The sequence below is a fragment of the Shewanella pneumatophori genome (assembly GCF_023283895.1).
Lineage (GTDB): Bacteria > Pseudomonadota > Gammaproteobacteria > Enterobacterales > Shewanellaceae > Shewanella > Shewanella pneumatophori.
Genome location: NZ_JAKILB010000011.1, coordinates 26,551 through 52,658, shown reverse-complemented (window position 1 = coordinate 52,658; position 26,108 = coordinate 26,551). Strand labels below are relative to the sequence as shown.

Sequence of the window (26,108 nt, the reverse complement as noted above, 5' to 3'; positions counted from 1 at the left end):
ACTGCATCTGTGTTAGCTCAAGTACTTAGGCTAATGAGCTTTGAGTCTGCAACGCTTGTTGCTTAGCAAAGTACTTGCGAGTCTCTTTTAAGATGATGTGTCTTAGACCGATTATTGCTATCAGGTTAGGGATTGCCATTAAACCGTTTACGGTATCGGCTAGCATCCAAATCACATCCAACTGAATAAACGCACCACCGGCAATTAAGCCTAAAAACACACATTGGTAAATTTTAATGCCGTTGTCGCCTAAGCGTGCACCTGTTAGGTAATACCAGCAGCGCTCACCGTAATAGTGCCAACCTAAAATGGTGGTAAAGGCAAAACAAACAAGGGCAATGGTTACTACATATTGGCCAATCACCGCTGAGCCGCTAGCAGCAAACGCGGCGCTAGTCATTGCTGCACCTGCGGTATCGCCGCTCCATACACCTGTGATGATTAACACTAGACCAGTCATGGTGCAGATTAAAATCGTATCGAAGAAGGTACCAGTCATGCTGACAAGACCTTGCTCTACAGGCTCATTAGTCTTAGCGGCAGCTGCGGCAATTGGCGCACTACCTAGGCCTGATTCGTTTGAGAATACACCACGTGCAATACCAATTTGTAGCGCCTGTGCAACCGTTGCACCTAAGAAACCACCAGCCGCAGAGATTGGCGTAAAGGCAGAGTGAATAACCAGCTCAAATGCAGGAATGATTTGGTCGCTAAACACAAATAACACCCACAAACACGCAAGCACATAACCTAATGCCATAGTCGGTACTAACTTTTGTGCCACGTTAGCAATACGCTTAACACCACCTAATGTTACAGCAGCAACCATCAAAGTGAGCATCACCGCGGTGACCCAAGATGGGATCTCAAAAGCAATCGTCATTGCATCGCTAATCGCGTTGACTTGAGCGAAAGTACCGATACCAAAAAATGCTACACCTACGCCAAACACTGCAAAGATTTTAGCTAGCCACTTAAGCCCTAAACCGCGCTCAATGTAATACATTGGGCCACCAGCAATATTACCTTTAGCGTCAGTGGTGCGATATTTTACCGCTAACATACATTCGGCATACTTGGTCGCCATACCAAAAAAGGCCGCCAACCACATCCAAAATAGTGCCCCCGGACCACCGATTTTAATGGCGGTGGCAACACCAACAATATTACCAGTACCAATTGTTGCCGATAGCGCAGTACATAGCGCAGCAAAAGATGAAAGATCGCCCTTTCCCTGGTTTGGTTTAAACAATAAACCTAATGCCATTGGCAATTTAAACACTTGAATAAGTTTGAGTCGTAAAGTCAGGTAAAGACCGGTTCCAACCAATAAGCACAGGGTAATAGGTCCCCAGACAATGGCATTGATATCGGCTAAAAGCGCTTGAAAATTCATGGTATTCCTCGAGTATTAAACAACAAAACTCTTTAATTAGAGTTATTAATAATCGGAGGAGGAAAAGAAATGCCTGTTGCTGATCACTAACGAGTGCAACGAGCGAATGAGTCGACCTAAGCTAACGAATGTTAACCTAAGTAGAAAAGGCGCAGCGACAAACGACAGTGACCTCAATGTAGCTATATTGAAATATATAACTAACACAGTCATCCTCTCCTCTGTCCTTTTGCCTGAGCGTTTCGCGTTAACCACAGGGGTTAACACTTTCGCCTTCGGCGCTGTGTGACGATTAAGCTTTCGAACACTTAATTGCTCACAGTCTCTCCAGAGGCTCGTCCAGTAACAGTCCTCACCACTATGTGGCACCTGAAAGAGTGCTTTGTTTGGCTTAACGCCGTAACAAAGTTGCCTCGTCGGTGTGGGGTTACTCCCCACTCTCCTGCTACCTTCATCCGAACGGATCCCCAACCTTAGCTAACCATTAGGGCTAGTAAGCGATAGGGACGAGTAGAATGCGCTTTATCAGAATATGACTCAAGTGGTTTAAGTCACACTTTTTAGCTTAATAAGAGAAGTAACTGTTTAATTGCGCAAATTTAATACACACAGAAACATTTTGGGCAATCGCGATGTACTAAGTGCTAAAAAGCCGCTTAAGCTAATGCTTATACGGCTTTCAATGTACAAATTAACAATTTGCGATCTTAACTAAATGCAACTCTGCGGCTTTCATAGGCATCACACATTTGCTGAGCAGACTCTTCTTCATAAGGGCGCAGTCCACTCATTACTAATGTTTTCACACCTGTGCCAACAACAGTGTCACCACTGAGTAATTCAAAAGTTAACGTCACATCGCCACGCTTACCTTCGATTTGTAGCTCTTGCTCCACCAGCTTTAGGTTTACTTCAGTAAAATCTAAAGTGGTTAAGTCAAATGACATACTCTCGTAGATCACTAGCGGGCGAGCAGGGTTAATCATCATTTGGTGCTGCTTCATCATAGGCACCAAAATATGCATAAAGTTAAGCCCTGAAAACGCCACATATTTGCGGATAAACGACTCGATTTGTGTTTCACAATACCGCACATCACCGCTACGATGAACTTCAAGGTAGCACTTGTCTTTATTGTCACGAATATCAAAGTCTTCAGCTACATCATCAGGAAACTGTAACTGCACACCATCGCCAACCATACCAGCGAAGTTAAACGTCATTTTCTGGCTTAAGCCGTATTGATTAAGGACTAAGGCAAATAACAAATCACCGGGTACACAAAAACGCTTTGCCGCCACATCGTGGATAGGGTTGAAATCTTGAGCAATGCTTTTAGCAAAATCACTGGCCTGGGTCGGAGTGATAGTAACTGACTGGTTTTCTTTTTTAAAATAAGTACTTAAAAACATATTCACTCAAATTATTCATTAGCCATTAAAAATAGTGCGCCAGTGTATACCAAGTTTTGCTTTTGACTCACCCGATGAGCTGGCTGTAAATTGCTAAGGTGTGTGGACTCGTTGCCAAATGCGGCAAATTAATTGACGGCAACGGCTGAAAATCTGTTTAAATGGGTCGCTATAAATCCCCCATAAACTATTGTGGCCATTGAACTTGCCTACACCTAAGGTCAACTTGCTGACACTGCTCGCTTTAATCAAACACCCTAAAGCGCGATCCCAAATAGCCAGCGCCGAGCCGAGGTTTGTATCGCGATGCTCTATGGCAGAACTATGGTGAACTTGATGTTGAGCTGGGCTAATAAACCAGTTTTCTAGCTTATCCCCCCAGCTAAGCCAAATATGACTATGACGCAAATTAGCACCAAGTACATTAAAGGCGAACACAAATACATTAGCGCCAAGTACGTCGTACATTTTCAGTGTTGGGCCAAATATGGCGTAACCTATCCCCACTACAACACCTTGTGATAGCGCCATTCGGCAACCATAAAGATAACTTTCAACAGGGTGAGTGCGGTAAATCGTAAACGGGGTCAGCACAGTCGCCGAGTGATGCACCTTATGAAATTGCCACAGCCACGGCACTTTATGCAGCAAGTAATGCAGTAAAAAGCGGCTGAAATCATCAAGAATAAACAGCAATATGGTGAACAGACTCATCACCAACCATGGCGCAACATCTAACATTAATGCACCACCAAATAGTGACTCTAATGCCGATGACACACTTAATGCTACAGGCACCATAGTGAGCATTAACGGTGCAAATAACACAGCTTTAATCAGTTTATTCAGCACAAACAGTTGATAATCAAGTTTGGCTGAAGCAGCTAAAAATACTTCCTTAGGCAGTAAAAATGCTGTAAAGCCTTTAATGCCTCTTGTTGCTATGCCATCAGCTTTGGTCGCTGCAAAATATACTGGCAGTGCTAATACTACCGCTCCAATTAAATAGCCGATAAAGATCCGCTTACTGCTATCAAAAGGATAATTCAGCAGATCGCCTAAATTGGTATTAAAAAACGTAATAATAGTGTCGATACGATACTCCAGTACCAAACTGGCGGTGGCTTAATTAAGCCACCGCTGACTGCTTAAAAGCGGTATTGATAACCCACTTGAAATTGCTGTGGCTTGCTTGGTCTTGCCCCGTATGGGCGGCGACTGACAATCTCTTGAGTATCTAACAAGTTATCAGCTTTGACATATACCAGTCCGTATTGGTTAAAGTCATAACTTGCTGACATATCAACGACAGTAAGCGCTTCGGTTGTGCTACCTGAAAGCACGACGCCTTCACCAGCTGCCTCTTTCATCTCACCGATGTAACGCACTATCATGTTAACGTCCCATTGATCGCTAACAAGACCTATGTTGAGCGCTAACTGATTCTCAGGCAAATAAGGCAGTTCATCACCTGCGGTAACCTTGCCCCACATATCAAAACCTGACTCAAAGCTGGTTTTAAATTCAGACTCTGTGTAGGTGTATGACAGAGACATAGGTAGGTCTAAGTCGTCGGTAAGTTTAATGCTATAACCTGAAGTTAGCTCAAGACCCAACACATCAACTTCCCCGCCGTTGAACTCAGTATCATCATCGCTACCACAACTTGAGAACTGGCAGCCTTCTTTAAGATTACTGATGTCGTTAAAGAAACCAATAAGTTCTAAGTTAAAGTTACCATCGTTATAGCGGCCGCCTAACTCGTAGTTAATGCTGCTCTCAACTTCAAGACTTGGATCTTGCTTAGGGCTGGTAGGCAAAAAGCCTTCATGCACACCAAACAACAAACCAGCATTATCTGACAAGGTATAAAACGCACTGAAACTAGGTAGCCAGATACGAGTGGTCTTATTGAGGTAGTCTTGCTCGCTGCCTGGTGCACGGTTTTGATAGTGAGCATCAATAAATTCACCACGTACACCCGCAGTAATATCTAGGGCACTAATGCTGATAGTGTCTTGTAAATAAACAGACCAAGCATCAGTCTTTTCACGGTCGGTTGTGGCCGCTTGAGTATCGCTGCCATCGCTTACCAAGTTAGCTTGACGCATTAGGTAAGCATCTGTGGTGTGGTTACGCTCAATTTGGTCTTGATGAAAACGTACACCCGTTGCGAACTGATGTTCTAGGCCAAATAGTTCCAACTGCAAGTTCAGGTCAGACTGAATACCTTGCGAGTAGTAAGTACGGTCGTTATTACCTAATATTAGCTTTTCATATTCAGCGACAGAATCTTCACTGCCGGTAAGAATGTTATAAAAGCGGCTATTCACTTCATCTTTATCTGGATCGGCCAAGATCTCTTGTAAGCTGCGATTAACTAGCCCACCTTTAAAGCCGTTGATTTTGTACCAAGCACGCTCAAAATCGTTACGGTATACACGAGTGGTGACATCAAAGTTATCACCCTCTAAAAAGTGATTAAACTGCACCTGTGAGTGAGTCCAGTCCATATTATCAAGCTGACTTGCAACATAACGTCGGTTTGGATTAGCAGCGAAATCAGCATCGGTAAGACCTAAATAGGTTTCATCAGATGTCTCATCGGCATAAGCCAGTTTTAACTCGAATACTTGATCAAACGCATCACCCGCTAAATCATAACGCAGCTTAGCCATGATATCGTTTTTCTCAAAGCCAGTATCACCGCCACCATCAAGCTCTTTAAAACCATCAGCGCGCATATGTACGCCTTCAAGTAAAAAACCAAAGTTGTCGATAGTATTACCGTAATATGCATGCGCCTTAGCAAAACCGTCGCTGCCACCAGATACATCCACTAAGCCTTCGCTGCTTTGCGGTACCGCGCGGGTTACCATGTTCAGCGAGCCTGCCACCGTATTTGGGCCGTACTTAATCGCTGCTGGGCCTTTAAAGACTTCAATGGCGGTCATTTTTGAGGTCATTGGGAAATAATATGCCGACGCTGCAGAATAGGGCGCCGGGCCAACTAGTACGCCATCTTCCATGATATTAATTTTTTTACTACGCTCAGGGGTTGCGCCGCGAAAGCCGATGTTAGGGCGCAAGCCATAACCGTCTTCTTCACGAATATTCACCCCAGGTACGCTGTATAGCACCCGGTTAATATCATCAAACTTAAACTGCTCAAGTTCTAGCTCATCAATCAAGGTCGCTGAACCAGTTTGCTTACTTAAGCGCGCATCGTGACCAATAATCTGCATCTTTTCGATATAGCTATCATTCACGCTGGCTTGCTCAGAAGCCGCGTCAGTGTTGGCGTCTTTTTCTGCCGCAGACACTTGGCTAACTAACGCCAGTTGAATGGCAATAACCAGACTAAGTTTTTTCCCTATTGCAAGATTATTCATTAGTCGTTATCTCCGGCAGAAGTTTGTGGCAGCTCTAATGCAAGTGAGTTGATAAATTCATTTTTGAGCTTATCAGTTACTGCTTTGACATCGTTATGGGTCGAAGTCACCTTGTCTTCATCATTAACTAAGGTATCAGCTAGGCTTGCTTGATAACTGCGGCTATTGGCAAGCGCAGTAGCGATACGTTCACGCAGCTCGGTTGCGGTATCGGCATCATTTTCATCAATCAAGTAATCATCAAAACCTAAACCTTCATTACCAGAAAACAGCGCATCAAGCGCTTCGAGATTACTGCTGATATTTTCAATTGAATGGTTTGCTAGTGGAGACTCAACTTCTTGTGGGCAAACACTGCTGCCACAGTTGTTGGCAAATATGCCGAGCGGTACCGCCAACTTGCCATCTTTAGTCACACTGTCGATATAAAACAATGCGTCAGAAAGTTTATTAACAGCTTCATGTACTGTAGCAAAGCTACTACCCGCCTCACCTGCTTGCTTTAAGCTGGCACCATAACCGTTATCACCACTCCACTCGATAAGTAACTGCTGAGCGTTATTGTTGATATCTTTTGCAGCCTCTACAGCAAACTCGCAGCGGGCGACTCGACGATCATTATCGGTACGATTATCCCAGCCTGCTGGCGTTGAATTACCTGTACAGCTATGTTCTAGGCTTGGATTAAACAGTAAATATTCAAGCGCAACTAAGCCTTTACGTGCAGGTGTGCGCGATGCGATATCGTAAGGTGAACCGTTGATGTCATTGTTTTCAAATGACACTACGTCTAAGTCGACACCACAACGACTGGTTACCGGCCAAGAATAGATTTTATTGCGCAGTGCGCCATCATCAAATGTCAGCGGGCCGAGTTGCATCATTTCAGCTTGTTGCCATACCGACATAGTATTACGCCAACTTTGCTGCGCAGTGGCTGAAGTTTGGCTTAACTCGGTATTATCGCTAGGGTCTTGCTCAAAAGCTGTTGCTGCAGAACAATAAGCACTAATGTCACTGATTTGCTGATTACTGACGCTAACAAATTGCTCAAAAGTAGGAGTGATGACACCGTCAACTAGATTAACGATGAGTGCTTTTTGGTCAAAATCTGAGGTGGTATTGTCTTGATTGCCGTAGTCTGCACCGGCGTCACTGCTAGTGCTTTCATTACAGCCGCTAAGTAATATGCCCATCAAGGCAACACTTAACACTGAATAGCGGGGGTGGCTTGTCATAGTTTTCCCTTAGTACTTTAGAAAGTAATTAAATAAAAGTACAAAAACAACAAAAGCTCGGCACCTTACGATGCCAAGCTTTTTACCTTAAAAGGTGTTGGTTAACGGTGGTGGATTACCAGTTAACAACATTGTCTGCGTCAAGCTCATAGCTTGCTTGCAAGATATCGCGCGCTTCGGTCAACTCTGCAATATAAGCATCCACATCACCAGTTAACACAGGCTGTTCACCCATCAACTCGTGAAGTTTCACAAAGTCTGCGTCACTGATCCCTGCGTATTCGCTAAACTGCAAACCTAATGCAAAACCTTTCATTTCAGAATAATGCTTAGCTAATGTTGCATAGTCGAAATCTGCAGTGTCACCGCCAGTTGCTAGCGGTGCAAGATCGGCATTCACATCATTAATGTAGTGCACAACTGTAGCTACAATGGCACGCTCCCAAGCATCAAGACCAACCTTTGCAAAACCTTCTAGTTCTTCAAGTTGTGCATCAGTTAGTGCTTGTGGAACGTTATCGTTGATCAGTTTACGTCCAGCAATAAAGGCGGTCATAGCTTGAGTAGTGTAATCGGTTGCAGCTGCGTTATCGGCTGTGCCTAAGTCACGCTTAGCGGCATTGACTGACTGACCAAAGTTGTACTCGCTACGTAGGTCAATCTTGCCGTCGCCGTCGGTATCGTGTGAACCATTCCAATCGCTACGACCATTACCGTCAGTAACCTTACCCGCGATTTCTACATCGCTATATTCTAAGTAGTTAACCGCAGCGCCAAAGTAGCCAAAACCTTCATCGAACTGATGCTCAAGGTTAGTATATGGCTTGCTTGCATCACCTTTAGCAGGTCCAGTGTTATCGGTTGTTAGGCCCTTACCATCGGTATCGACACCAAAGTAGTCGTCAGATGATTGTGAGTAAGCCACTGACATAAGTAGGAACTTTTGAATTAACTGTGCTAAATCAACACCGTTATCATCAATGTAAATCTTTGCAATATCGTCGCCCAAAACATCTTTACGCACGCCGCCGTTAATTTTTGCAACTGCGTTATCAGCTAAACGATCAAACAAAGCTGCTACTAAATCTGTAGGTGTGGTTGAACCTTTTGCGCCCCAACCAGCAAATGCACCATTGTTCCAGTCTTCATGCTGACCACCAGTATCGTTACCAGCAACTTTCTCTTTAATGCTCTTATAACCAGTGATATCTGATAACAGACCATCTTTTGAGTTATCGATGAAAGTGATAGCAATATCATCGTACTCAGTGTCTTTGTCTGGGTTATAGAAGTAGTTAAGCTTTGCAAGAACCGCAGCTTTATCTGCTAAGTCACCAGCATCCACATCAGCTTCTAGCTGATTTTTGATGTAGTTATTCAGTTCGGCAATTAATACATGACGACCTGTTTGCCCGGTATAAGCCACACTTGACTCGCTATCAATTAGCTTACTATCAAATGTGTAGCGGTCCATCACATCGTTGATAGTTATAGTCACTGTTTTGGTAAAGCTAGCATTGTTGTTGTCGGTTACCGTTAGCTCTGCTTCAAGCTCTAAAGACTCTGCACCGTCAGCATCAAGTACCACGCCATCTGCAAGCTGTAGAGTGTTATCAACAATAACAAACTGATCACCGGCTACTGTAAATGTATGCGTATCACCGCTATCAGCATCAACTGCAGATAACGTGCCTACAACTGCGTTAGCCGTATTTTCATCAACGGTGACATCGGATAACACAACATCTGTCGGTGCATTATTTGCTGGTGCTGGTTCCGGCGCAGGAGAATCATTTGAGTCAGAACCACCACAAGCCGTTAATAGCCCCATAGAAAGTGCTATTGTCGTTGCCAAAATCGATTTTTTCAGTTGCATACAAATACCTTAATATTGCTAAAAATTTAGCTACCAATGAATGTTAACAATTGTGATTTACATTTATGCTACACGAATGCAAATGATAATACATCCCATTTACATAAATGATATTGTATTTCTCATAGGCGGTAATAGAACTGATGTAAAGATGCCGGACAGTTTGTAGGGATATAAATCGAAGATTGACGAAGTTTAATGGCCTCTTAATTAGTTAAACCGTAACAAAACCTACTATTGATTGCAGATCTGCTAACTATTCGGCGGGTATTGGAACTCAAACAAAATATTTTAACTCGTTATAAAACTGCGTAAATAAACTGTAAATCAGTCGACTGACTATGCTCAGTTACGCTAAAAACTCAATAATTTTAGGTTTATTGGGGGCGGACAAACTACAAGTCAAAGTTGACGAATCGACGCAAAATAGCTGTCAAGTCTATGCGCCAAAATTTACACTTATGCTGACAACAATCTGTTTAAAAAAATCGCTATTCCCCCCAATGCAAACAATGCTAAATTGACGTCAATATTGGTTTTTATCTATTTTTATATAGAGAGTTGTCGATTTATGAATACTAAATTCAAAATACTAGCTGTCAGTTTGTTATGCCTAAATATCAGTGGCTGTGAATATATCGATAACATCTTGCACCCTGATGATGACGATGATGAAGTAATCGTCGATGACCAATTCAGAAGTGCCGCGCAACAAGTAGGCCTATCTGACACTATTATTACTCGTTTATGCACTGCGACAGACAAGATCAGTGTAAAATGTATAAGCCGGTTAAATGACGAAACCAATCAGCAAGAAGTGAGAGTTGAGTACGCGTACAATGATGTGCTGCACAAAAATGATTACGCCAAAAGCACGACAACATCACGAATCATCTTCAATCTGCCAGCAGATAGTGCAATCGCCAACTTCACTTTTGAAAACAGCCGAGATATTGAGTTCGAAGAGGGTTATCAATACACCGCTGACCAACCTGCTAATTTTGCAGTAGCTATATTGGTCAACAATCAAAACGAAGCAATAGCAGAGCTAACAAATAACTCGGTGACAACTGAAGTGTCAGACTCAAAACTATCGGCTATTTCAACCGCATCACTAACTAATACAGATTACCCACTGAGTGAAGCGCAAGATTTGGTCAATGCTGCCAGCTCCATCTTGTTTCCAGAGCTAATCCTCAATGTAACGAGTAGTTCTGTCACTGTACCTACAGATGCATCATTTAAGATGTTTACTGCAGGTCACAGTGCAATTTTGTCTCATTACTCTGTTACCTTTTCAACGGCGATCGAGCAAAGTTGGTTCTAACTAGGGCTGCAATAGTAGACATTTATAGTGCTAGTTAGAGGGGCTCAATACGAGTCACTAGATACCAGCTACGAGATTAATTACTGGGGATGTAAGATGAAAATAACAGTCATGGATGATGACAACACTGCAAACGTTAATGCATTAATTGCTGGAGTGCGCCAGTTCAATGTTGAACACATGGGGCCAGAAACCTCTCAGCCATTGTCAGTCGTAGCCCATGACAAAAGCGGAAAGTTAATCGCTGGCATAGCCGGATGCACCATCTATGACAACTTCTTGAGAATACCAATCAGTATAAGAAGTTGATCTACTCAGAGCGTTTTTGGCAAACTAATTCAAGGCGAATAGCTGAAAGAATGGTTGCTCCCTTTTGAAGTTATTCAACGCAGAAGTAGGCAGCCAAAAACGCTCCAGAATGGCGAGTTTTAGCGGCTCTGATACTGCGTTAACAAGCTTAAACGTAGGATAACTATGCTCTTCACTCGTTGCCTTGCCTCAGAACCGCTAAACTCTCGCTGAGCGATCAAATCTTTATACTGATTGGTATAATGTTTTGTGGGTCGATGAGCAACAAAGAGGCTCTGGGATAGGTAAGAAACTAATGCAATATGCTGAGACTGAGGCTAAAAATCGCGGTTGCATTATGGCACAAGTCGATACCTTATCTTTCCAAGCACCGCTGTTTTATCAAAAACTAGGCTTTGAGATTATCGGTACTGTGCCAGCCACCAGTAAAAGTCCTGCGCGTTATTTTTTGTTGAAGCACTATTGATACGCTCAATACGCTCAACACACTTGGAATCGCAAACAGCGATAATTAGCCTATTTGGACTCAGGTTTGTTCACCGCTTAAAAAATACCGCCACCTTCACAAATTGCACATTTTACCGTCAAGCTTATCGCCTTAGTCAGCAATAGGGCGTAGACTTGCCGCCCTTTCAATTTTGGATGTTAGATCGAATGAAACAGCGCCTTATCACTTGGGCACCAGTATGGTTATTGGCACTTACCGCCTTTGTATTTGTGTCAACTGAATTTGTACCTGTAGGTATTTTGGCTGCGCTTGGGCAAAGCTTTAATATGAGCACCGTTGCCGTAGGTCCTATGCTGACCGTGTATGCCGCTGTTGTTGCACTAGCTTCACTGCCTGCAGTGCTGCTGTTTGCTCGCTTTGAACGTAAAAAGCTACTGCTAGGGCTAATGTCAGTATTTATTATTAGCCATGGCATATGTGTGTGGGCACCTAGCTACGACATCTTGCTATCTGGCCGTGTTGGTATCGCCCTTACCCATGCACTCTTCTGGGCGATAGCCCCTGCCCTAGTGGTACGTCTAGCACCTGAAGGGCAAGGCGCAAAAGCTTTAAGCATTTTTGCTACCGGCTGCGTGCTCGCACTGGTACTCGGCATTCCTCTTGGACGCGTGATAGGCCAATTGGTGGGTTGGCGTAGCATCTTTGGTTTAATCGCTGTGCTAACCCTAATCATGATGCTACTGCTTTGGCGCGGACTACCGAACTTACCTGCAACTCACGGTGGTAGCTGGCGCAGTTTGCCTGCACTGGCGCGCAATAAAGCCTTACTCTGGCTTTACGTATTAACTATGGTACTCGTCACGGCTCACTATAGCGTTTACACCTATTTAGAACCATTGCTGCAAGAACATTTTGGCTATTCCGCCAATATTACTACCATGATTTTATTAATCTTTGGTGCTGCAGGCCTAATTGGTAGTGCGCTATTTAGCCGCTATCAAGGTCAATATGCTCAGCAATTGTTGATGATTGCCATCACGATTTTAGGTAGCTGTATGGCGATTTTACCTTTTATTGCCAGTTATATGTGGTTGTTGCTGCCGCTGTGTATTTTATGGGGTACCGGCATGATGCTAATGTGCTTATCACTGCAGTCAAAAGGCTTAAAACTCGCACCAGATGCCACCGATGTCGCCATGGCGATTTACTCAGGTCTCTTCAACGTAGGCATAGGCAGTGGCGCATTAATTGGCAGTATTATTGCTGCCAGATTTGGGGTGATTCAAAACAGTAATTGGGCAGCATTAATCGTTATCATTGCAATTATTCCATTACTTTGTTTGCTCAAAGCCAGACGCGCTGAGCTTGTAAAAGCCCACTAATATAAAAGCCCACTATTAAACTCAGCAAATCCGAAAACAATAAAGGCGATGCTCATAAGAGCATCGCCTTTTTGATGAAACCTTTAACCGCAGCAAGAACTTGATGCGCAGCCATTTGATGATGCCACGGCTTCAGTGCCATTCATTAGGCTCGCAAGATAGGTATTGTTTAGGTAAAAACTGCTAAAGGTTTCGACAAAGTTTTCCGGTACAGTTTTATCGGCTAACCCCGAATCAATCAGTGCCGCTTGCCACTTTTGTACTTTCGGGTAACCCGCTAACATATCAAAGCCAGAACAATTACGGATCACCGCAGCGCGATGCAGTAACGGCAGCCAGGCAATATCAACATTGGAGATATAATCGCCTTTAAAGAACATACTTTCGCTTAATTGATTTTCAGCTTTAGCAAAGGCTTTGGCCAAATTCGCGAGTCGAGTTTCAAATGTCTGTTGGTCTTTACTGCCCATAGTGCCGCATTGTGGCATATAGTGCTTACTCGCCTGATACGACCAAGCTCGGTCTAACGCTTTTTGCTCAGCCGACACTTGCTCAATTGGCGCATATTTATCATCTAAGTACTCAACAATAGCATCAGACTCAAACAGTACAGTTTTATCTTCAGTCACTAGCACTGGTACTTGGCCATTAGGCGCAATATTTAAAAACCACTGCGGCTTATTATTCAGTTCAATATATTCGATTTCAAATGGGACATTTTTCATCACTAGCGCCCCCATAACACGCTGGACAAATGGGCAGTTTTTAAAGCTAATTAGTTTGATCATTTAGGCTCTCCGAATGAGTCATCTGTTATTGATTACTCCCTTAAGACGAGCCGCTTTCTAAAAAGACGAAATAAAATTGAAAACTTTATTCAAACGCCTTAAAACCAGAGGTTAAGCGACTAACTAAAAGTCACTTCCCCATCAAAACTTGTCACTTATTCTCTGAAAACTATTTACTAAATACTGGCAATTATGTATCGGTTTTTCGCCTACAAAACACAGCAACTATGGAATTAATTCCAGTTTAAGAATACCCACTTACACTGCATTAACAACAAATTGACAGCGCTGTCACTTTGACGTATATCTAGCCAAGATTACATTTTTGTTAAAAGACGGAGCTTTTAATAAGCGCGGCACCGACATATAGATTTATACGATTACCACTAACGAGTAATTATGATGTTAGCTAGCAACAGATAGCGTTAACACTCGGTGAAGCAAGGATAAGCCTAGTCATTGATGGTTCTAAATAATGAGCAATCATATGCAGTATGGCTCGTCACTTACAAAAGCTAACTCTATTTCGACAGCTAATAAACTGGACTGGAGCTATCGCTTATATCAGCGCCGCTAGCTGTTAGAGCCACAATCAATTAGCCAATAGTTAATTTCAGGATTTAGGAGTGTAAGTGAATATTTTAAAAGGATTGCTACCTTTAACGGTTGCACTATCGAGCCTAAACGCGTCGGCAGATTTTAGCCAAGCGGAGCTTAACGAGTTCGCAGATAAAACGAGCTGGTCATGGCAAGTCGTCGATAACTACCATAATGGTGATAAGTCGCACCTTGCTAATATCGAACTAATCAACCAGTCTAATGTTGATTTACCTGCGGGTACTGCCGACTGGGTGATCTATACCAATGTGATCCGTCCAATTCTAACTAAAGAGTCTGAAGGTTTAGCTTTTCAGTTTGTCCAAGGCGATCTTTATAAAATCACTCCAACGGCAAACTTCAAAGGCCTTAAAGCGGGTGAAAAGCTTACCATAGCGTTTGAAGGCGAGAGCTGGGCATCCTCTTATAGCGACTTTATGCCTAGAAGCTTTATCACCCAAAACTCACTCACTCCAGCTATTTTTAGCTCAACCGATACCGAAGATAGCAGCCAATATATCAAGCCACTGGATAAACCTGAGCAATACCAGCGTTACAGCAGCCCTAAAGATCACTGGGAAAGACCCACTAGCGCTTGGCGATATGATCGTTACAGCGCAACCCAAGAGTATGCGCTATCAGAAGAAGCAGCCAAGCGAGTCATCATCCCCACACCCAACCAGGTTAAATATCGTAGCTCAAGTACACAGCTAACTGCAGACTGGCAGATCTCCTACCAAGGAAGTCTTAAGTCAGAAGCAAACTTGCTGGGAGATACCTTAGATAGCAAGCTAAATGGTTCGCTAAAAGTCACACCAAACAACTTACCTGTTCAAGATAAAAAACTCATTTCATTAGCGATTTATGATGGCGATGAAGACTGGGCAGCTGAAAGCTACAGCTTAGAAATTGAAAAGAATCGTATTGAAATTATTGGTGCTGATAACGCTGGCGTATTTTACGCGATTCAAAGTTTGTTAAGCCTGACACCAAGCGGCACTCATAGCCAAATTGAATTACCTCGCCTAAGCGCCAATGATGCGCCGCAATACGAATGGCGCGGCTTTATGTACGACATGAGCCGTAACTTCCACGGCGTAGAGATCACCAAAAAACTTATCGACCAAATGGCGCACTACAAGCTCAACAAGTTGCACCTGCACTTAACCGAAGATGAATCTTGGCGAATAGAGATTGAAGGGCTACCAGAGTTAACAGATTTAGGTAGTCAGCGCTGTTTTGATTTATCAGAAACTGAATGTATGTTGCCAACACGCGGTTCAGGACCTTTTAAAACGTCACAAACCAATGGTTTTTATAGCAAAGAAGAGTTTGTCGATATTCTTAAATACGCCAAAGAGCGTCATATTGAAGTGATCCCAGAGATTGATATGCCGGGCCATGCTCGCGCTGCAATTAAAGCGATGGAACTAAGGCAAGATAAATTACTTAAAGCTGGCAATAAAGCAGCGGCAAACGCCTATTTACTGTCAGATCCGAACGATGCGTCTGTATATTCAACGATGCAATACTTTACCGATAACTCCATCAATGTATGTATGGATTCAACCTACAACTTTATCGATAAAGTTGCCTACGAGCTACAGCAGATGTACCGCCAGGCTGGCTTAAAACTCAACAATGTCCACATTGGTGGCGATGAAGTAGGTGTCGGCTCTTGGACTGCTTCACCAATTTGTAATGAGCTTTACCAAACTGCAGGCAACGGCGTAAAAGGCCCAGCAGATCTAAAAGCCTATTTCACTCGCCGAGCGGCGGAAGTACTAGCTGCTCGCGGTCTGAATATTTCAGCTTGGGAAGATGGCATTATGTACGACAGAATCACGCCTTTCCCTATCGAGCAATTCCCTAACGATAAAGTCTTTGTGCACGCGTGGGATAATATTTGGGAATGGGGCGTATCAGATCGCGCCTATCGACTCGCCAATGAAGGCTACCACTCGATTCTTTCAATGGGCACGCACTTGTACTTTGACCACCCACAAGAGCCAGATCCAACTGAGCGCGGCCTATACTGGGCTGCACGCTATACCGATGTCGAAAAGGTATTTAATTTTATCCCTGAGGATGTTTACGCCAATGCCGACTTCACTCGCTCTGGTGAGCCAATTACCAATCTAGAAGATCTAGTGGGTCGCGCGTTGCCGCAACTTAACAAGCCTGAGAATATTGCCGGTATTCAAGGTCAGGTATGGAGTGAAACTATCCGTACTCCAGAACAACTAGGCGAGATGGTGTTCCCGCGTATTATTGCTTTAGCTGAGCGCGCATGGCACCGCAATACCGTGCCAGCTAGCGAGCAACAGCAAAAAGCGCGTCAGTGGGCAGAATTTGCCAGTGTGTTAGCGCAAAAAGAATATCCAAAACTTGCAGAAGCGGGGATCCGTTTCTACCTACCAATTCCTGGTGCAAAGGTCATTGATAATCAGGTACATATCATTAACCAGCTACCAGGCTTAACCATAGAGTACAGCCTAGATAACGGTGTAAATTGGCAGGAATATAGCGAGCCTGTAGAGCAGTCAGGTGCGATGCAAATTCGTTCACGCTCTGGCGAGCACACTAGCCGAGTCGGTTATTTTGAATAGCTAAAAAGTCAGTTATTTTAACGAGCTAAAAAAAGCAGCCAATTTATAGGCTGCTTTTTTATATGCTCAAGTTACAATTAGCTGCTAACCGCCAATCATCTTCTTCCACCATGGCAAAGGCTCGCCGCAGTTTGCAACTGGCTGATAGCTCTCTCTTAGCGCTGGTACTTTTACTACGCCATCACAATCGGCTTGCTTAGCCACGCCGCTGTTACGCTCAAAATAACCTTGCACCACACCATCAACAGGCGCCATACGTAAGCTCAATGGGGCACGGTTATTTAAGAAAGCTTGATACACCGCCATCGCACCGCTACTGCCATAAAGCCCTGTTTTACCGTTATCGTCGCGGCCAACCCAAATCGCGGCCACGTTTCGCTCATCAAAACCGGCAAACCATGAGTCACGCGAATCATTACTGGTGCCTGTCTTGCCCGCAAGCGTGACATAAGGGAAGTTGTTGCCCAAACGCTTAGCCGTGCCCGACTCAACCACTTGGGTCATAGCATACTTAACCAAAAAGTTACTCGCTGCCGGTATCGCTTGTGATGCCTGTGGTCTTGATGCTGCCAGAGGCTGGTTTTGCGCATTCAATACTGTCGTCACCGAATTTAGATGACGATAACGCCCATCATCGGCAATGGTTTGGAACACCTGCGCCACCATTAATGGCGAGCCGTTAACCGCCCCTAACAACATAGATGGATACTCAGGGATTTTCTCGCGCCAGCCGGCTTTATCGAGTGTGGTCGCGACATCACTCACGCCAATCGCCATACCCAGATTCACTGTTGGTACGTTCATCGACTTCTTAAACGCAGTTAATAACGGCACTTGGCCGCGGAACTGCTTATCCACGTTTTGTGGCGACCAGGTTTTACCTTGACCATTTTTCAGAGTGATAGGCTGATCTTTTAGCGGCGAGGCTAAATTATATTTATCACCTTGATTAAGCGCGGTGGCATAAACAAAAGGCTTAATCAATGAACCAATTGGACGACGAATTTCTACTGCACGGTTAAAGCCTTTGTAACTCGGTACTTTATCGCCCACCATAGCGGCAATACCTGCCGAATATTTGTCGGTAAGCACCATACCCACTTGCAAGCTTTCATCGTTTTTACCCAATTGTTTTAGAGTTTGCTCTACCGCTTTTTCTGCCGCCTCTTGCGCCATAGGATCAAGCGTGGTGTATACCTTAATGCCCGATTGCTGTAACAAAGCATCCCCATATCGATTGGCTAACTCATGCTTAACCACTGAGAAAAACGCCGGCAGCTTTTGGTGTACAGAGCGATTCGCTTTACGTAAGCCTAGTGGTGACTCTGCAGCTGCTTGATACTGTGCATTATTAAGTTCACCCGCTTCCATCAACAAGCGCAGCACCAAATCTCGTCGGTCTTGTGCACGCTCAGGATAACGCCATGGGTTGTAATAAGATGGCCCTTTAATCACTGCCACCAAAAACGCTTGTTGCGCGACAGTAAGTTCAGCAATGGGTCGACCAAAATAAAACTGCGAGGCTAGCCCCATACCGTGCACGCCGCGAGCTTTATCTTGCCCCATATACACTTCGTTTAAGTAAGCCTCTAAAATCTCATTTTTTTCATAGCGAAAATCGATAATAATCGCCATTAAGGCTTCACGGATCTTACGGGTAAGAGAGCGCTCGCTCGATAAAAAGAAGTTCTTTGCTAACTGCTGAGTTAAAGTTGAGCCGCCCTGCACAGTGCGCCCAGCGCTAATGTTAACCATAGCGGCACGTAAAATCGCAAATGGATTGACACCGTGATGCTCATAGAAACTGCGATCTTCGACTAAAATCAACGCCTCAACTAAGTGTTTAGGTAGCTTGTCGGTTGCCACAAATAAACGGTCTTCGCCATCGCCAGTGATGATACGGTCGAGCAATACAGGCTCTAAGTGAAATACCGCTAACTGACGCTTATCGCTATTACGGGCAACTGATACCACACCGTTACTGTCAAAGGTGATCATCACTCTTTGTTCAACCTGATCCCCTTGAGGGTGCAAAAACGGTCGACGCCACAAATCGATTTTAGTCTTGGATGCAGAAAACTCGCCCACCTGACGCGGATTCGCCACCTTACGATAACCAAGTAACTTAAGCTCTGCCATCAACTGACCATGGCTCACCGCCGCGCCAGGATACAGCGCCATTGAGCGACTAAAAACTTGTGCCGGAAGATGCCATTTCTGCCCTTCAAACTTGCGGGCAATAATCTGGTCTAAATAGATCCCGTAGGAGGCAATCACAACAACTAAAATTAAGCCAAGCTTCCAACAGATAGACCATAGTTTTCTGCCCCAACCTGGGCCAGCCTTTTTAGCGCTAGATTTTTTGGTTGCTCTCGGTTTTCTCGCTGCAGGCTTCTTTTTCGCTGGTGCTTTTTTAGCTGCCGCTTTAGGTGTCGCTTTATCTGTCATTGTACTTCCGTAACGTTTAGCGCTTATTGCGAGCTAAGCGTTTTCTTTTTAGTAAATTTGGTCGGCTGGGTATTGGCTGGGTCATCTGGCCAAAGGTGTCTAGGGTACCGTCCCTTCATCTCTTTCTTCACATGCTCATAAGGCCCTTGCCAAAAACTGGCTAAATCTGCGGTGAGTGCAAGCGGCCTATGAGCTGGCGATAATAGCTCCATAGTGACCACTAACTTGCCTTGAGCTAACAGCGGGCTTTGTTGCATACCTAAGGCCTCTTGCAACCTAACGCTTAACAAAGCCCGACCTAAATCATCATATTCAATGGTGACGTTACTGCCTGTGGCCAGTGGCCATTTCTTGGGCAGTAAACTGTCTAGCTTTTGCTGTAAATCCCACGGCAAAAGATTAAGCAGCAGAGTATAACAATCTAATTGCTGCAATTGTGCAAGACTTCTAACTTGATCTAGGTAAGGTCTAAGCCAATCAGCCAAAGTATCTAACAAGGTTTCGTTATCAAGTGCAGGCCAGTCATACTCTGGGCAGTACTGCCTTGCCAGACTGACTCGATACTGTAGTTGCTGACAAGCTTCATTAAAGTTCATTAATGACAGGCCTTTTAGGCGGATTTGCTCTTCAATGGCCTGCTTGATTAAGTCTTGATCGATATTTTTTATTGGGGTTTGGCTTAATAAAATCTGGCCAACTTTTTGCTGTTTTTCAGCAAAAAAACGCCCTTTAACATCATCCCAACCGCCGTGTTCTAGAGAGGTTACTAAAGGCTCTAATTCTGCAGTAAACAGCTGCGGGTCTAACTCAGCAGCCAAATAAACTTTGCCTTGTGAACGCCCTGCTGTTTCTTGAAAGTCAGCAACCACTAACCAAGATGAACCAGATAGTGTATCTTCTGCTAGCAATTCCACGCCACTGCCGTTGGCAAGTTGGTAACCGGTTACACCGCGCGCTTTAGCTATCCGGTCAGGATAAGCATAAGCCAGCAAAATGGCGATTTCATCTCGGCTCGCTTGTCGTGCAACTTGGTTTAAATCGACTCGACCTAAGGCCGATAACTCAAGCGTATTAACCCAGTTACGGATCTGCTTTTGCGACTCGCCTTGCAGGGCTTCAGTTAAATAGCGGCTGATGTCCGCACCTTGACGACTACGGATCCTTGACTCAAGCGTGCCCGCGAGAATACATGCCAGTGCAGCAAAATTAACATCGCTATTGTCGCTTGCAACCTGCTTGGCCATCAATAGCATATGTGCAAGCCTTGGGTTACAACCTAGCATGTGTGCAGCGCGACCGTGGGGAGTAATTAAACGTGCATCATTGACCATGGCCATCGTTTGCAGCAATTGCCAACTCACTTGCTCATTTGCCACAGATGGCGGGGTTAGCATTGGCAACTCGGCTAATGACTTCACTCCCCAAAATGCCCCGTCTAGCACCATAGACAGTAAATCTGTGTGTAAGATCTCTGGCTCATCGGCTTGAGTTAATCGGCCATGTTCTTCCTGGCTCCATAAGCGCGTACAAAAGCCAGCCATTAAGCGGCCGGCACGGCCTGCTCGTTGCGCCGCCGATGCTTGGCTAATGCGCTTTAGAGATAACCGAGTTACCCCAGTTTTGGGGTTGAAACGAGCTTGGCGTTTATAGCCTGAATCAATAACTTGGGTAATGCCGTCGATGGTTAAACTCGATTCAGCCACGTTCGTCGATAACACGACTTTACGTATGCCTTCTGGCGCTGGTGCAATCGCTTGATCTTGCGCTTTAGCACTTAAGCTGCCGTATAACGGGCAGATCATATAAGCACTGCTATCTAGCCTCGCGTTCAATATGCCATGTAAGCGATTGATCTCACCTTGCCCAGGGAGAAATGCCAGTAATGAGCCTGTGGCATGCTCATTGAGGCTGGCAATAATCACCTTTGCCATATGTTCGAGCCAATGGCTTTGATTGTTCACCGCGCTGTAGCTATGCTCAACAGGAAAACTGCGCCCTTCACTTTTAAGCAGTTTGGCGTCAGGCATCACATCACTCAGCGGCAAGCCTGATAAGGTTGCCGACATGGCCAGAATTTTTAAGTCTTCGCGAAAGCTTGTTTGGATCTCAAGCGCAAGTGCCAAGCCTAAGTCAGTTGTTAAGTGACGCTCATGAATTTCATCGAATATCACCATGTCGATGCCGCTAAGCTCAGGATCGTGCTGGATCATCCGCGTTAGTACGCCTTCGGTGACAATCTCTAATCTAGTTTGCTGCGATACTTTTGAGTCGCCTTTGACCCGATATCCCACTTCCGTGCCGAGCTCGCAACCACGCTGCTTGGCAATAAAATGCGCCACATTACGCGCTGCTACTCGACGTGGCTCAAGCATTAAAATTTTGCCTTTTATCTCTGACCAATCAAGCATATCCAGTGGCAAAGCCGTTGATTTACCGGCACCGGTTGGTGCTTCAAGGATCACTTGATTCTGGCACTTAAATGCATCTCTAAGTGGCGTAAGTAAGGCATGAATAGGTAATGAGGTCACGGGTGGTTTATCTACCATAATGAACTAGGTCAATGCCTTAACTGTTGGTAACAGCATGCATTGAAAGGCGGGTCGAATAGGGCTAGTGTACTCTAAAAGGGGCGTTAGACTAAACAGCTAGCCATGAGTAAAGTGAGCAACGTGATTAACGCCTATTATATTTGGTATTTTCAGGCCTACAGACTATGACACTAAAAACTAAACGCATTTTTTTAGGCTTTAGGCTAAACCAACTGCAAACCACCTCTGTCGTTGCAATTCAGCAGCAACTACCAGCTAATGTGCGCTTAGTACCGGCCGCGAATTTGCATATGACCTTAGCTTTTTTAGGTGGCGCCACACCAGTACAAATGCAAGCGTTAATCGAGCGTGTCGATAAGCTTAATAAGCGCCAGTTTAGTGTGACGCTTGATAAAATTGCTCATTGGCACAAGCCGAAAATTTTATGCCTAAACGGCACAGCCACTAATGTTAACTTGCTAAAACTTGCTGCCGATGCCCAATCTATTGCCGCAGAGCTACAACTGCATTGCAGCGAATACAGCTACAACCCACATGTTACGCTATCTCGCAAAGCCAAGCAGAATGTCGAAGCAGTGGATTATCAGCCGATAACGTTGCAGCCTAGCAAGCTATGTTTATTTGAATCTTATCCGGGCAAAAATGGCGTTGAATACCCGACGCTGCATAGTTGGCAATTAACCTAATTCGAGCAGCGATTAGTATAATTGTTTGTGGTTAACCTAATCTGGGCTAACCTATGCGTCATTCAGTTCCTGCTAATGAGATAATCATGGAAACCACCGAAATTACTAAAGCCCAACTTATCGCGCTACTCACATCTTGGAAGCAAGGCGAAATTGACGCCGAAGCCGTGCAAAATTGGATGATCACCCATTACGATCCACCAGAAGTGAAAATCGGTACAGGTGAAGCAGAGTGGACTCAAGAAGCGATGAATATCGTAATGAACGAGTATGAAATTGCTAAAACAGATAAGTTCAGACTCGACAATGCTCAGTATGCAATTGATTTTGTTAACTGTAGCGAAAGTACGTTTAACCAAACTAAGCATCTATTTATTCAAGACGGCTTTAACGATTAATAAAGTTATTGAGATTGCTGAAAGTCAGGCAAAAAAATGCCACCTCTCGCTAGGTGGCTAATCGAAGACGGTTCAAGACAATCTCTGTTATTGTTGTCGTTCTATTTGCGTTTAAAAAATTGCGCCTCTAAAAAATCGTTTTCACTCCAGCCATATCCAGCCATGGCTTTGGTTTTCGCTTTAAAACAAACCCACTTTAAAACGTTTACTTTCAAACTCGAACTTTAAAGCTATTACTTTAAGACTTAAGAAAATGCGGCTTTAGCCCCCATCACAGTGGTAACAGCAATCGCGATTGCATTTAGTAATATCACAACCTCGTAACATGCCTTATTGATTTAATTTGAAATTGTTTGAAAAGTTTTGAAAGCAGCGAGTTAACCGCTAAAACTAGGGTATTAGCAAATGCTATTTACACTAGAATTAGGGCGATAAGCGCAAACAACTCCAGTGCTAGAAGTGCCAAGATTTAGCTGAATTAAATCTGTGATAGTGAGGAGGTTTAAAAGCCAATGAGTAATAGCTCATTCAACTTCAAAGTGAGTTAGCACTTTAAGGTACAAAGATTCAGAGTCAACAACCACAGCTTGACCACCACTTTCTTGAATGGCATCAATAACCCCTGCCGATTCCACGTAGGTATAGAGGTAAAACGGTGTTTTATGACCATTAGCTCGAATAGCCTGCAATAACTTAAGTCCAGCTAAAGAATCACCATGGCGCCCCATGTCTGAAATAACCGCTTGATAGTTATACATGGTCAATAACATCAAAGCTTCTTCTGAGGTCACAGTGTTATAAACACCAATATTTTTTTGTTCAAAAAAGGCTTTTTCAACTAGGTTATTCTGTGGATTATCGTCAACCCAAAGTATGCGGCCAATAGCTCCATTAGGCTCACTGTAAGCTAATTGCTTACTCGGCTCAGTATTAAACCCGCCCTGCCAAAACTGAAACAACAACCCCAGCACCAAAAGCACAGCAATAAGCACCTTGGCAAAAATCTCCCACCAATTAACTAATGGAGCGGCTACTTGTGAATGTTTACTCTGCTGCTTATCCAGAGGTTGCAGGTTAGAGTTAGAGTTAGAGTTAGAGTTAGAGTCAAGCAAAGACTGCTCAGTAGCAATGCTCGCGCTGTCGTGACTGCGTTTAGAAGCTTGTTCATTCTGACTAAAGGCTTGCTCGCTGTGACCAGAGGTTTGCTCGCTTTCACTAAAAACTTGTTCTGTATGAGTCGCAGTTTGCGCTGGGCTGAATATAGACGATTGGTTAGGCTGATTCTCTGCAGCTAACAGCTGTGCCTGATTGGCTCTTTGCGCTTCTTGCTGAGCAGCGATTTGCTTACCTAATGCATGTTCGAGCCGGTAACCGCGACCATGTACGGTTTGAATAAGCGGGCCATCATAGCCTGCATTAACAAAGATTTTGCGCGTATCGGATACCAGTTTAGACAAAGACATATCTGACACCACAGTATCAGGCCAGATATACCCTAAGCATTGCTGCTTGCAGCAGTGCTCAGGAAAATTTTCAGCTAAAAGTCGCAGCAATAAGATATGACGTTCATCAATAGCGACAACATGCTCGCCTACGTGCAGTTCTAGTGCTGCGCTATCGACAGAAAATTCTTTAAAGCTTAGCGTCATAACAAAAGCCTTTGCTTTGCAGCGCCTAAACGGTAATTACAATATTGCAACATAAATGCGAATTACGCAAAAATGGTTATATGGATAATCAAAGTCAAAAGCTGTTCAGCTGCAAATAAAAATGCCCCGCAACAGCGAGGCATGTTAAGTCTTTTATTAACGTTAAGGGTTAATCTTCTAGCAAACCAGCAATGGTTAATACGCCATGAGTGGTAGCACCCGCTGACCATAAATGATCACCGGTATCAGAAAACGCCGATGCTAAGTCAATGTGTAACCAGTTTGCCTCTGGCGCGACAAAGCGCCACAAGAAGCCCGCAGCGTTTGATGCACCACCCGCGCCACCGCCTTTCATTGGACGGCTATTAGCCGTATCAGCATAAGGGCTTGGACAGTTATCTTTATGCCATGGGTCTAGCGGTAGCGGCCATACACGCTCACCTACAGCCAAGGCTTTCTGTTGTGCTAAAGCTAACACTTCAGCTTTTGGCGAGAAAATAGCGTTGTAGTTAGTACCAACTGCCATAACTGCAGCGCCAGTAAGTGTAGCGGCATCAATAATTAGTGGTGCGCCAGTTTCTGATGCTGCTTGCAGGCCATCAGCCAGCACTAAACGACCTTCTGCGTCAGTGTTAACCACTTCTACAGTCACGCCATTTTTATATTTTAAAATGTCACCAAGCTTGTATGCATGACCACTGATCAGGTTTTCAGCGCAGCATAAAAACAGTTTCACACGCTTATTCAGACCTGATTTAATTGCAAGGCCTAGCGCTGCAGTAACGGTTGCCGCGCCGCCCATATCACACTTCATGCCCAGCATGCCTTCCGAGCCTTTAATGCTGTAACCGCCTGAGTCAAATGTAATCCCTTTACCCACTAGGGCGACAGACACATCGGCATCAGCGGCTAAAGGATTAAAATCGAGCTCTAGTAAAGCTGGCGGACGTTCACTGCCACGACCAACTGCGTGAATACCAATCCACTTTTTCTCAAGCAGCTCTTCACCTTCAATAATGCGATAGCTTACCTTGTCGCCACCAATTTCAGTTAGCCACTTGGCAGCTTGGCTAGCAAGTACCACTGGTGACAAGTTTTCAGGAGTTTCATTGATAAGCTGACGAGCAAAAGTGGCACTTTCAAGACGGCTTGTCAGCAATGCTTGTGTTGCTTCATCGCCAGTCCACTTAATGACTGGCGCAGCTAATGCTGTCGCAAAGCCCTGTGCAAAAGCCCATTGCAGATCAAGGCTCCACAACTCACCCGTTAATGCGACTTGAGTAACGCCTTGCAGCTCTAACTTGCGCGCAGCTTGCTGCACTTGCAGTAAGTTGTCGCCTGCAGATAAATGAATAGTGGCCGAATCAGCCTGAAAAGTAACATCCGCTCTGCCCCAATGAGCTGCAGCGGCTTCATGGCTCAAAGTTACTTGCATAAATTCCGTCATTTGTAGGTCCTTATTATATAAATCGATGTTGAGATAACCTAGGTTTTGACCTAATTATCAGCAACCAGCCTATTTTTAGTGCAAGCAGTCTACTGCATCCATTTGCAATTCTAAAGCTTAGTCGCAGGGTTTATCAGCGCTCAGCTAGCGGTCTGAG

At 44.4% G+C, this 26,108-nt stretch carries 18 protein-coding genes and 1 riboswitch; of the genes, 7 read left to right on the top strand and 11 right to left on the bottom strand.

Features of this window, described 5'->3' with window-relative positions; translation table 11 throughout:
- Window positions 1–25: 25 nt before the first annotated feature.
- The 6 genes from L2740_RS16015 to L2740_RS15990 all read right to left on the bottom strand — a co-directional run bounded on the left by L2740_RS16015 (window position 26) and on the right by L2740_RS15990 (window position 9,314).
- Entirely contained in the window at window positions 26–1,396 is a 1,371-nt protein-coding gene (locus tag L2740_RS16015; RefSeq protein WP_248951121.1) for an alanine/glycine:cation symporter family protein, read from the bottom strand.
- A 211-nt stretch (window positions 1,397–1,607) separates the two neighbouring features.
- Window positions 1,608–1,737, bottom strand: a riboswitch (glycine riboswitch).
- A gap of 366 nt (window positions 1,738–2,103) precedes the next feature.
- Window positions 2,104–2,808 (bottom strand): DUF3581 domain-containing protein, encoded by a 705-nt coding sequence (locus L2740_RS16010; protein WP_248951120.1) that lies wholly within the window; start codon window positions 2,806–2,808, stop codon window positions 2,104–2,106.
- A 93-nt stretch (window positions 2,809–2,901) separates the two neighbouring features.
- Window positions 2,902–3,921 carry a sterol desaturase family protein gene (locus L2740_RS16005; RefSeq protein ID WP_275974314.1) on the bottom strand — a complete coding sequence of 340 codons (1,020 nt, stop codon included), beginning with the start codon at window positions 3,919–3,921 and terminating at the stop codon, window positions 2,902–2,904.
- Between the two features lie 35 nt (window positions 3,922–3,956).
- The gene (locus L2740_RS16000; RefSeq protein WP_248951119.1) at window positions 3,957–6,200 is read right to left on the bottom strand and encodes a TonB-dependent receptor family protein; all 2,244 of its coding nucleotides are present in this window, start codon (window positions 6,198–6,200) and stop codon (window positions 3,957–3,959) included.
- Window positions 6,200–7,438, bottom strand: coding sequence for an imelysin family protein (locus L2740_RS15995; protein ID WP_248951118.1), 1,239 nt, complete (start codon window positions 7,436–7,438; stop codon window positions 6,200–6,202). Before L2740_RS15995 ends, L2740_RS16000 begins: the two co-directional genes overlap by 1 nt.
- 115 nt (window positions 7,439–7,553) lie before the next feature.
- Complete coding sequence (locus L2740_RS15990; RefSeq protein WP_248951117.1) at window positions 7,554–9,314, bottom strand: DUF4856 domain-containing protein; 1,761 nt, start codon at window positions 9,312–9,314, stop codon at window positions 7,554–7,556.
- 571 nt (window positions 9,315–9,885) lie between these two features.
- On the opposite strand from L2740_RS15990, the gene L2740_RS15985 reads away from it, so the two are divergent.
- From L2740_RS15985 to L2740_RS15970, 4 genes are all read left to right on the top strand, one after another.
- Window positions 9,886–10,641: a hypothetical protein gene (locus L2740_RS15985; RefSeq protein ID WP_248951116.1), complete on the top strand. Its 756-nt coding sequence runs from the start codon at window positions 9,886–9,888 to the stop codon at window positions 10,639–10,641.
- Between the two features lie 96 nt (window positions 10,642–10,737).
- Entirely contained in the window at window positions 10,738–10,950 is a 213-nt protein-coding gene (locus L2740_RS15980) for a hypothetical protein (protein ID WP_248951115.1), read from the top strand.
- Between the two features lie 247 nt (window positions 10,951–11,197).
- Window positions 11,198–11,416 (top strand): GNAT family N-acetyltransferase, encoded by a 219-nt coding sequence (locus L2740_RS15975; RefSeq protein WP_420833539.1) that lies wholly within the window; start codon window positions 11,198–11,200, stop codon window positions 11,414–11,416.
- Between the two features lie 188 nt (window positions 11,417–11,604).
- The gene (locus L2740_RS15970) at window positions 11,605–12,780 is read left to right on the top strand and encodes a sugar transporter (protein WP_248951113.1); all 1,176 of its coding nucleotides are present in this window, start codon (window positions 11,605–11,607) and stop codon (window positions 12,778–12,780) included.
- Between the two features lie 83 nt (window positions 12,781–12,863).
- Here L2740_RS15970 and L2740_RS15965 read toward each other — a convergent pair whose 3' ends face one another.
- The gene (locus tag L2740_RS15965; RefSeq protein WP_248951112.1) at window positions 12,864–13,568 is read right to left on the bottom strand and encodes a glutathione S-transferase family protein; all 705 of its coding nucleotides are present in this window, start codon (window positions 13,566–13,568) and stop codon (window positions 12,864–12,866) included.
- Between the two features lie 632 nt (window positions 13,569–14,200).
- On the opposite strand from L2740_RS15965, the gene L2740_RS15960 reads away from it, so the two are divergent.
- Window positions 14,201–16,774 carry a family 20 glycosylhydrolase gene (locus tag L2740_RS15960; protein ID WP_248951111.1) on the top strand — a complete coding sequence of 858 codons (2,574 nt, stop codon included), beginning with the start codon at window positions 14,201–14,203 and terminating at the stop codon, window positions 16,772–16,774.
- A gap of 84 nt (window positions 16,775–16,858) precedes the next feature.
- On the opposite strand, the gene mrcB is transcribed toward L2740_RS15960, so the two are convergent.
- On the bottom strand, window positions 16,859–19,222 hold the full coding sequence (mrcB, locus tag L2740_RS15955) for a penicillin-binding protein 1B (protein ID WP_248951110.1): 2,364 nt from the start codon (window positions 19,220–19,222) through the stop codon (window positions 16,859–16,861).
- Between the two features lie 23 nt (window positions 19,223–19,245).
- Complete coding sequence (gene hrpB / locus L2740_RS15950) at window positions 19,246–21,768, bottom strand: ATP-dependent helicase HrpB (RefSeq protein WP_248951109.1); 2,523 nt, start codon at window positions 21,766–21,768, stop codon at window positions 19,246–19,248.
- Window positions 21,769–21,935: 167 nt separating this feature from the next.
- Here hrpB and thpR point away from each other — a divergent pair, with 167 nt between their 5' ends.
- Together thpR and L2740_RS15940 are read left to right on the top strand one after the other, a co-directional pair.
- Window positions 21,936–22,457: an RNA 2',3'-cyclic phosphodiesterase gene (thpR, locus tag L2740_RS15945; protein WP_248951108.1), complete on the top strand. Its 522-nt coding sequence runs from the start codon at window positions 21,936–21,938 to the stop codon at window positions 22,455–22,457.
- Window positions 22,458–22,543: 86 nt separating this feature from the next.
- Entirely contained in the window at window positions 22,544–22,855 is a 312-nt protein-coding gene (locus L2740_RS15940) for a hypothetical protein (RefSeq protein ID WP_248951183.1), read from the top strand.
- A 524-nt stretch (window positions 22,856–23,379) separates the two neighbouring features.
- On the opposite strand, the gene L2740_RS15935 is transcribed toward L2740_RS15940, so the two are convergent.
- Window positions 23,380–24,504 carry a winged helix-turn-helix domain-containing protein gene (locus L2740_RS15935; protein WP_248951107.1) on the bottom strand — a complete coding sequence of 375 codons (1,125 nt, stop codon included), beginning with the start codon at window positions 24,502–24,504 and terminating at the stop codon, window positions 23,380–23,382.
- 169 nt (window positions 24,505–24,673) lie between these two features.
- Window positions 24,674–25,951 (bottom strand): aminopeptidase PepB, encoded by a 1,278-nt coding sequence (pepB, locus tag L2740_RS15930; RefSeq protein WP_248951106.1) that lies wholly within the window; start codon window positions 25,949–25,951, stop codon window positions 24,674–24,676.
- Window positions 25,952–26,108 lie beyond the last annotated feature (157 nt).

What these genes read in the sequence shown, in the direction of transcription:
- L2740_RS16015 (WP_248951121.1), bottom strand. Translation starts at nt 1,396, where the DNA reads ATGAATTTTCAAGCGCTTTTAGCCGATATCAATGCCATTGTCTGGGGA.
- L2740_RS16010 (WP_248951120.1), bottom strand. Translation starts at nt 2,808, where the DNA reads ATGTTTTTAAGTACTTATTTTAAAAAAGAAAACCAGTCAGTTACTATC.
- L2740_RS16000 (WP_248951119.1), bottom strand. Translation starts at nt 6,200, where the DNA reads ATGAATAATCTTGCAATAGGGAAAAAACTTAGTCTGGTTATTGCCATT.
- L2740_RS15995 (WP_248951118.1), bottom strand. Translation starts at nt 7,438, where the DNA reads ATGACAAGCCACCCCCGCTATTCAGTGTTAAGTGTTGCCTTGATGGGC.
- L2740_RS15990 (WP_248951117.1), bottom strand. Translation starts at nt 9,314, where the DNA reads ATGCAACTGAAAAAATCGATTTTGGCAACGACAATAGCACTTTCTATG.
- L2740_RS15985 (WP_248951116.1), top strand. Translation starts at nt 9,886, where the DNA reads ATGAATACTAAATTCAAAATACTAGCTGTCAGTTTGTTATGCCTAAAT.
- L2740_RS15980 (WP_248951115.1), top strand. Translation starts at nt 10,738, where the DNA reads ATGAAAATAACAGTCATGGATGATGACAACACTGCAAACGTTAATGCA.
- L2740_RS15970 (WP_248951113.1), top strand. Translation starts at nt 11,605, where the DNA reads ATGAAACAGCGCCTTATCACTTGGGCACCAGTATGGTTATTGGCACTT.
- L2740_RS15965 (WP_248951112.1), bottom strand. Translation starts at nt 13,568, where the DNA reads ATGATCAAACTAATTAGCTTTAAAAACTGCCCATTTGTCCAGCGTGTT.
- mrcB (WP_248951110.1), bottom strand. Translation starts at nt 19,222, where the DNA reads ATGACAGATAAAGCGACACCTAAAGCGGCAGCTAAAAAAGCACCAGCG.
- hrpB (WP_248951109.1), bottom strand. Translation starts at nt 21,768, where the DNA reads ATGGTAGATAAACCACCCGTGACCTCATTACCTATTCATGCCTTACTT.
- thpR (WP_248951108.1), top strand. Translation starts at nt 21,936, where the DNA reads ATGACACTAAAAACTAAACGCATTTTTTTAGGCTTTAGGCTAAACCAA.
- L2740_RS15940 (WP_248951183.1), top strand. Translation starts at nt 22,544, where the DNA reads ATGGAAACCACCGAAATTACTAAAGCCCAACTTATCGCGCTACTCACA.
- L2740_RS15935 (WP_248951107.1), bottom strand. Translation starts at nt 24,504, where the DNA reads ATGACGCTAAGCTTTAAAGAATTTTCTGTCGATAGCGCAGCACTAGAA.
- pepB (WP_248951106.1), bottom strand. Translation starts at nt 25,951, where the DNA reads ATGACGGAATTTATGCAAGTAACTTTGAGCCATGAAGCCGCTGCAGCT.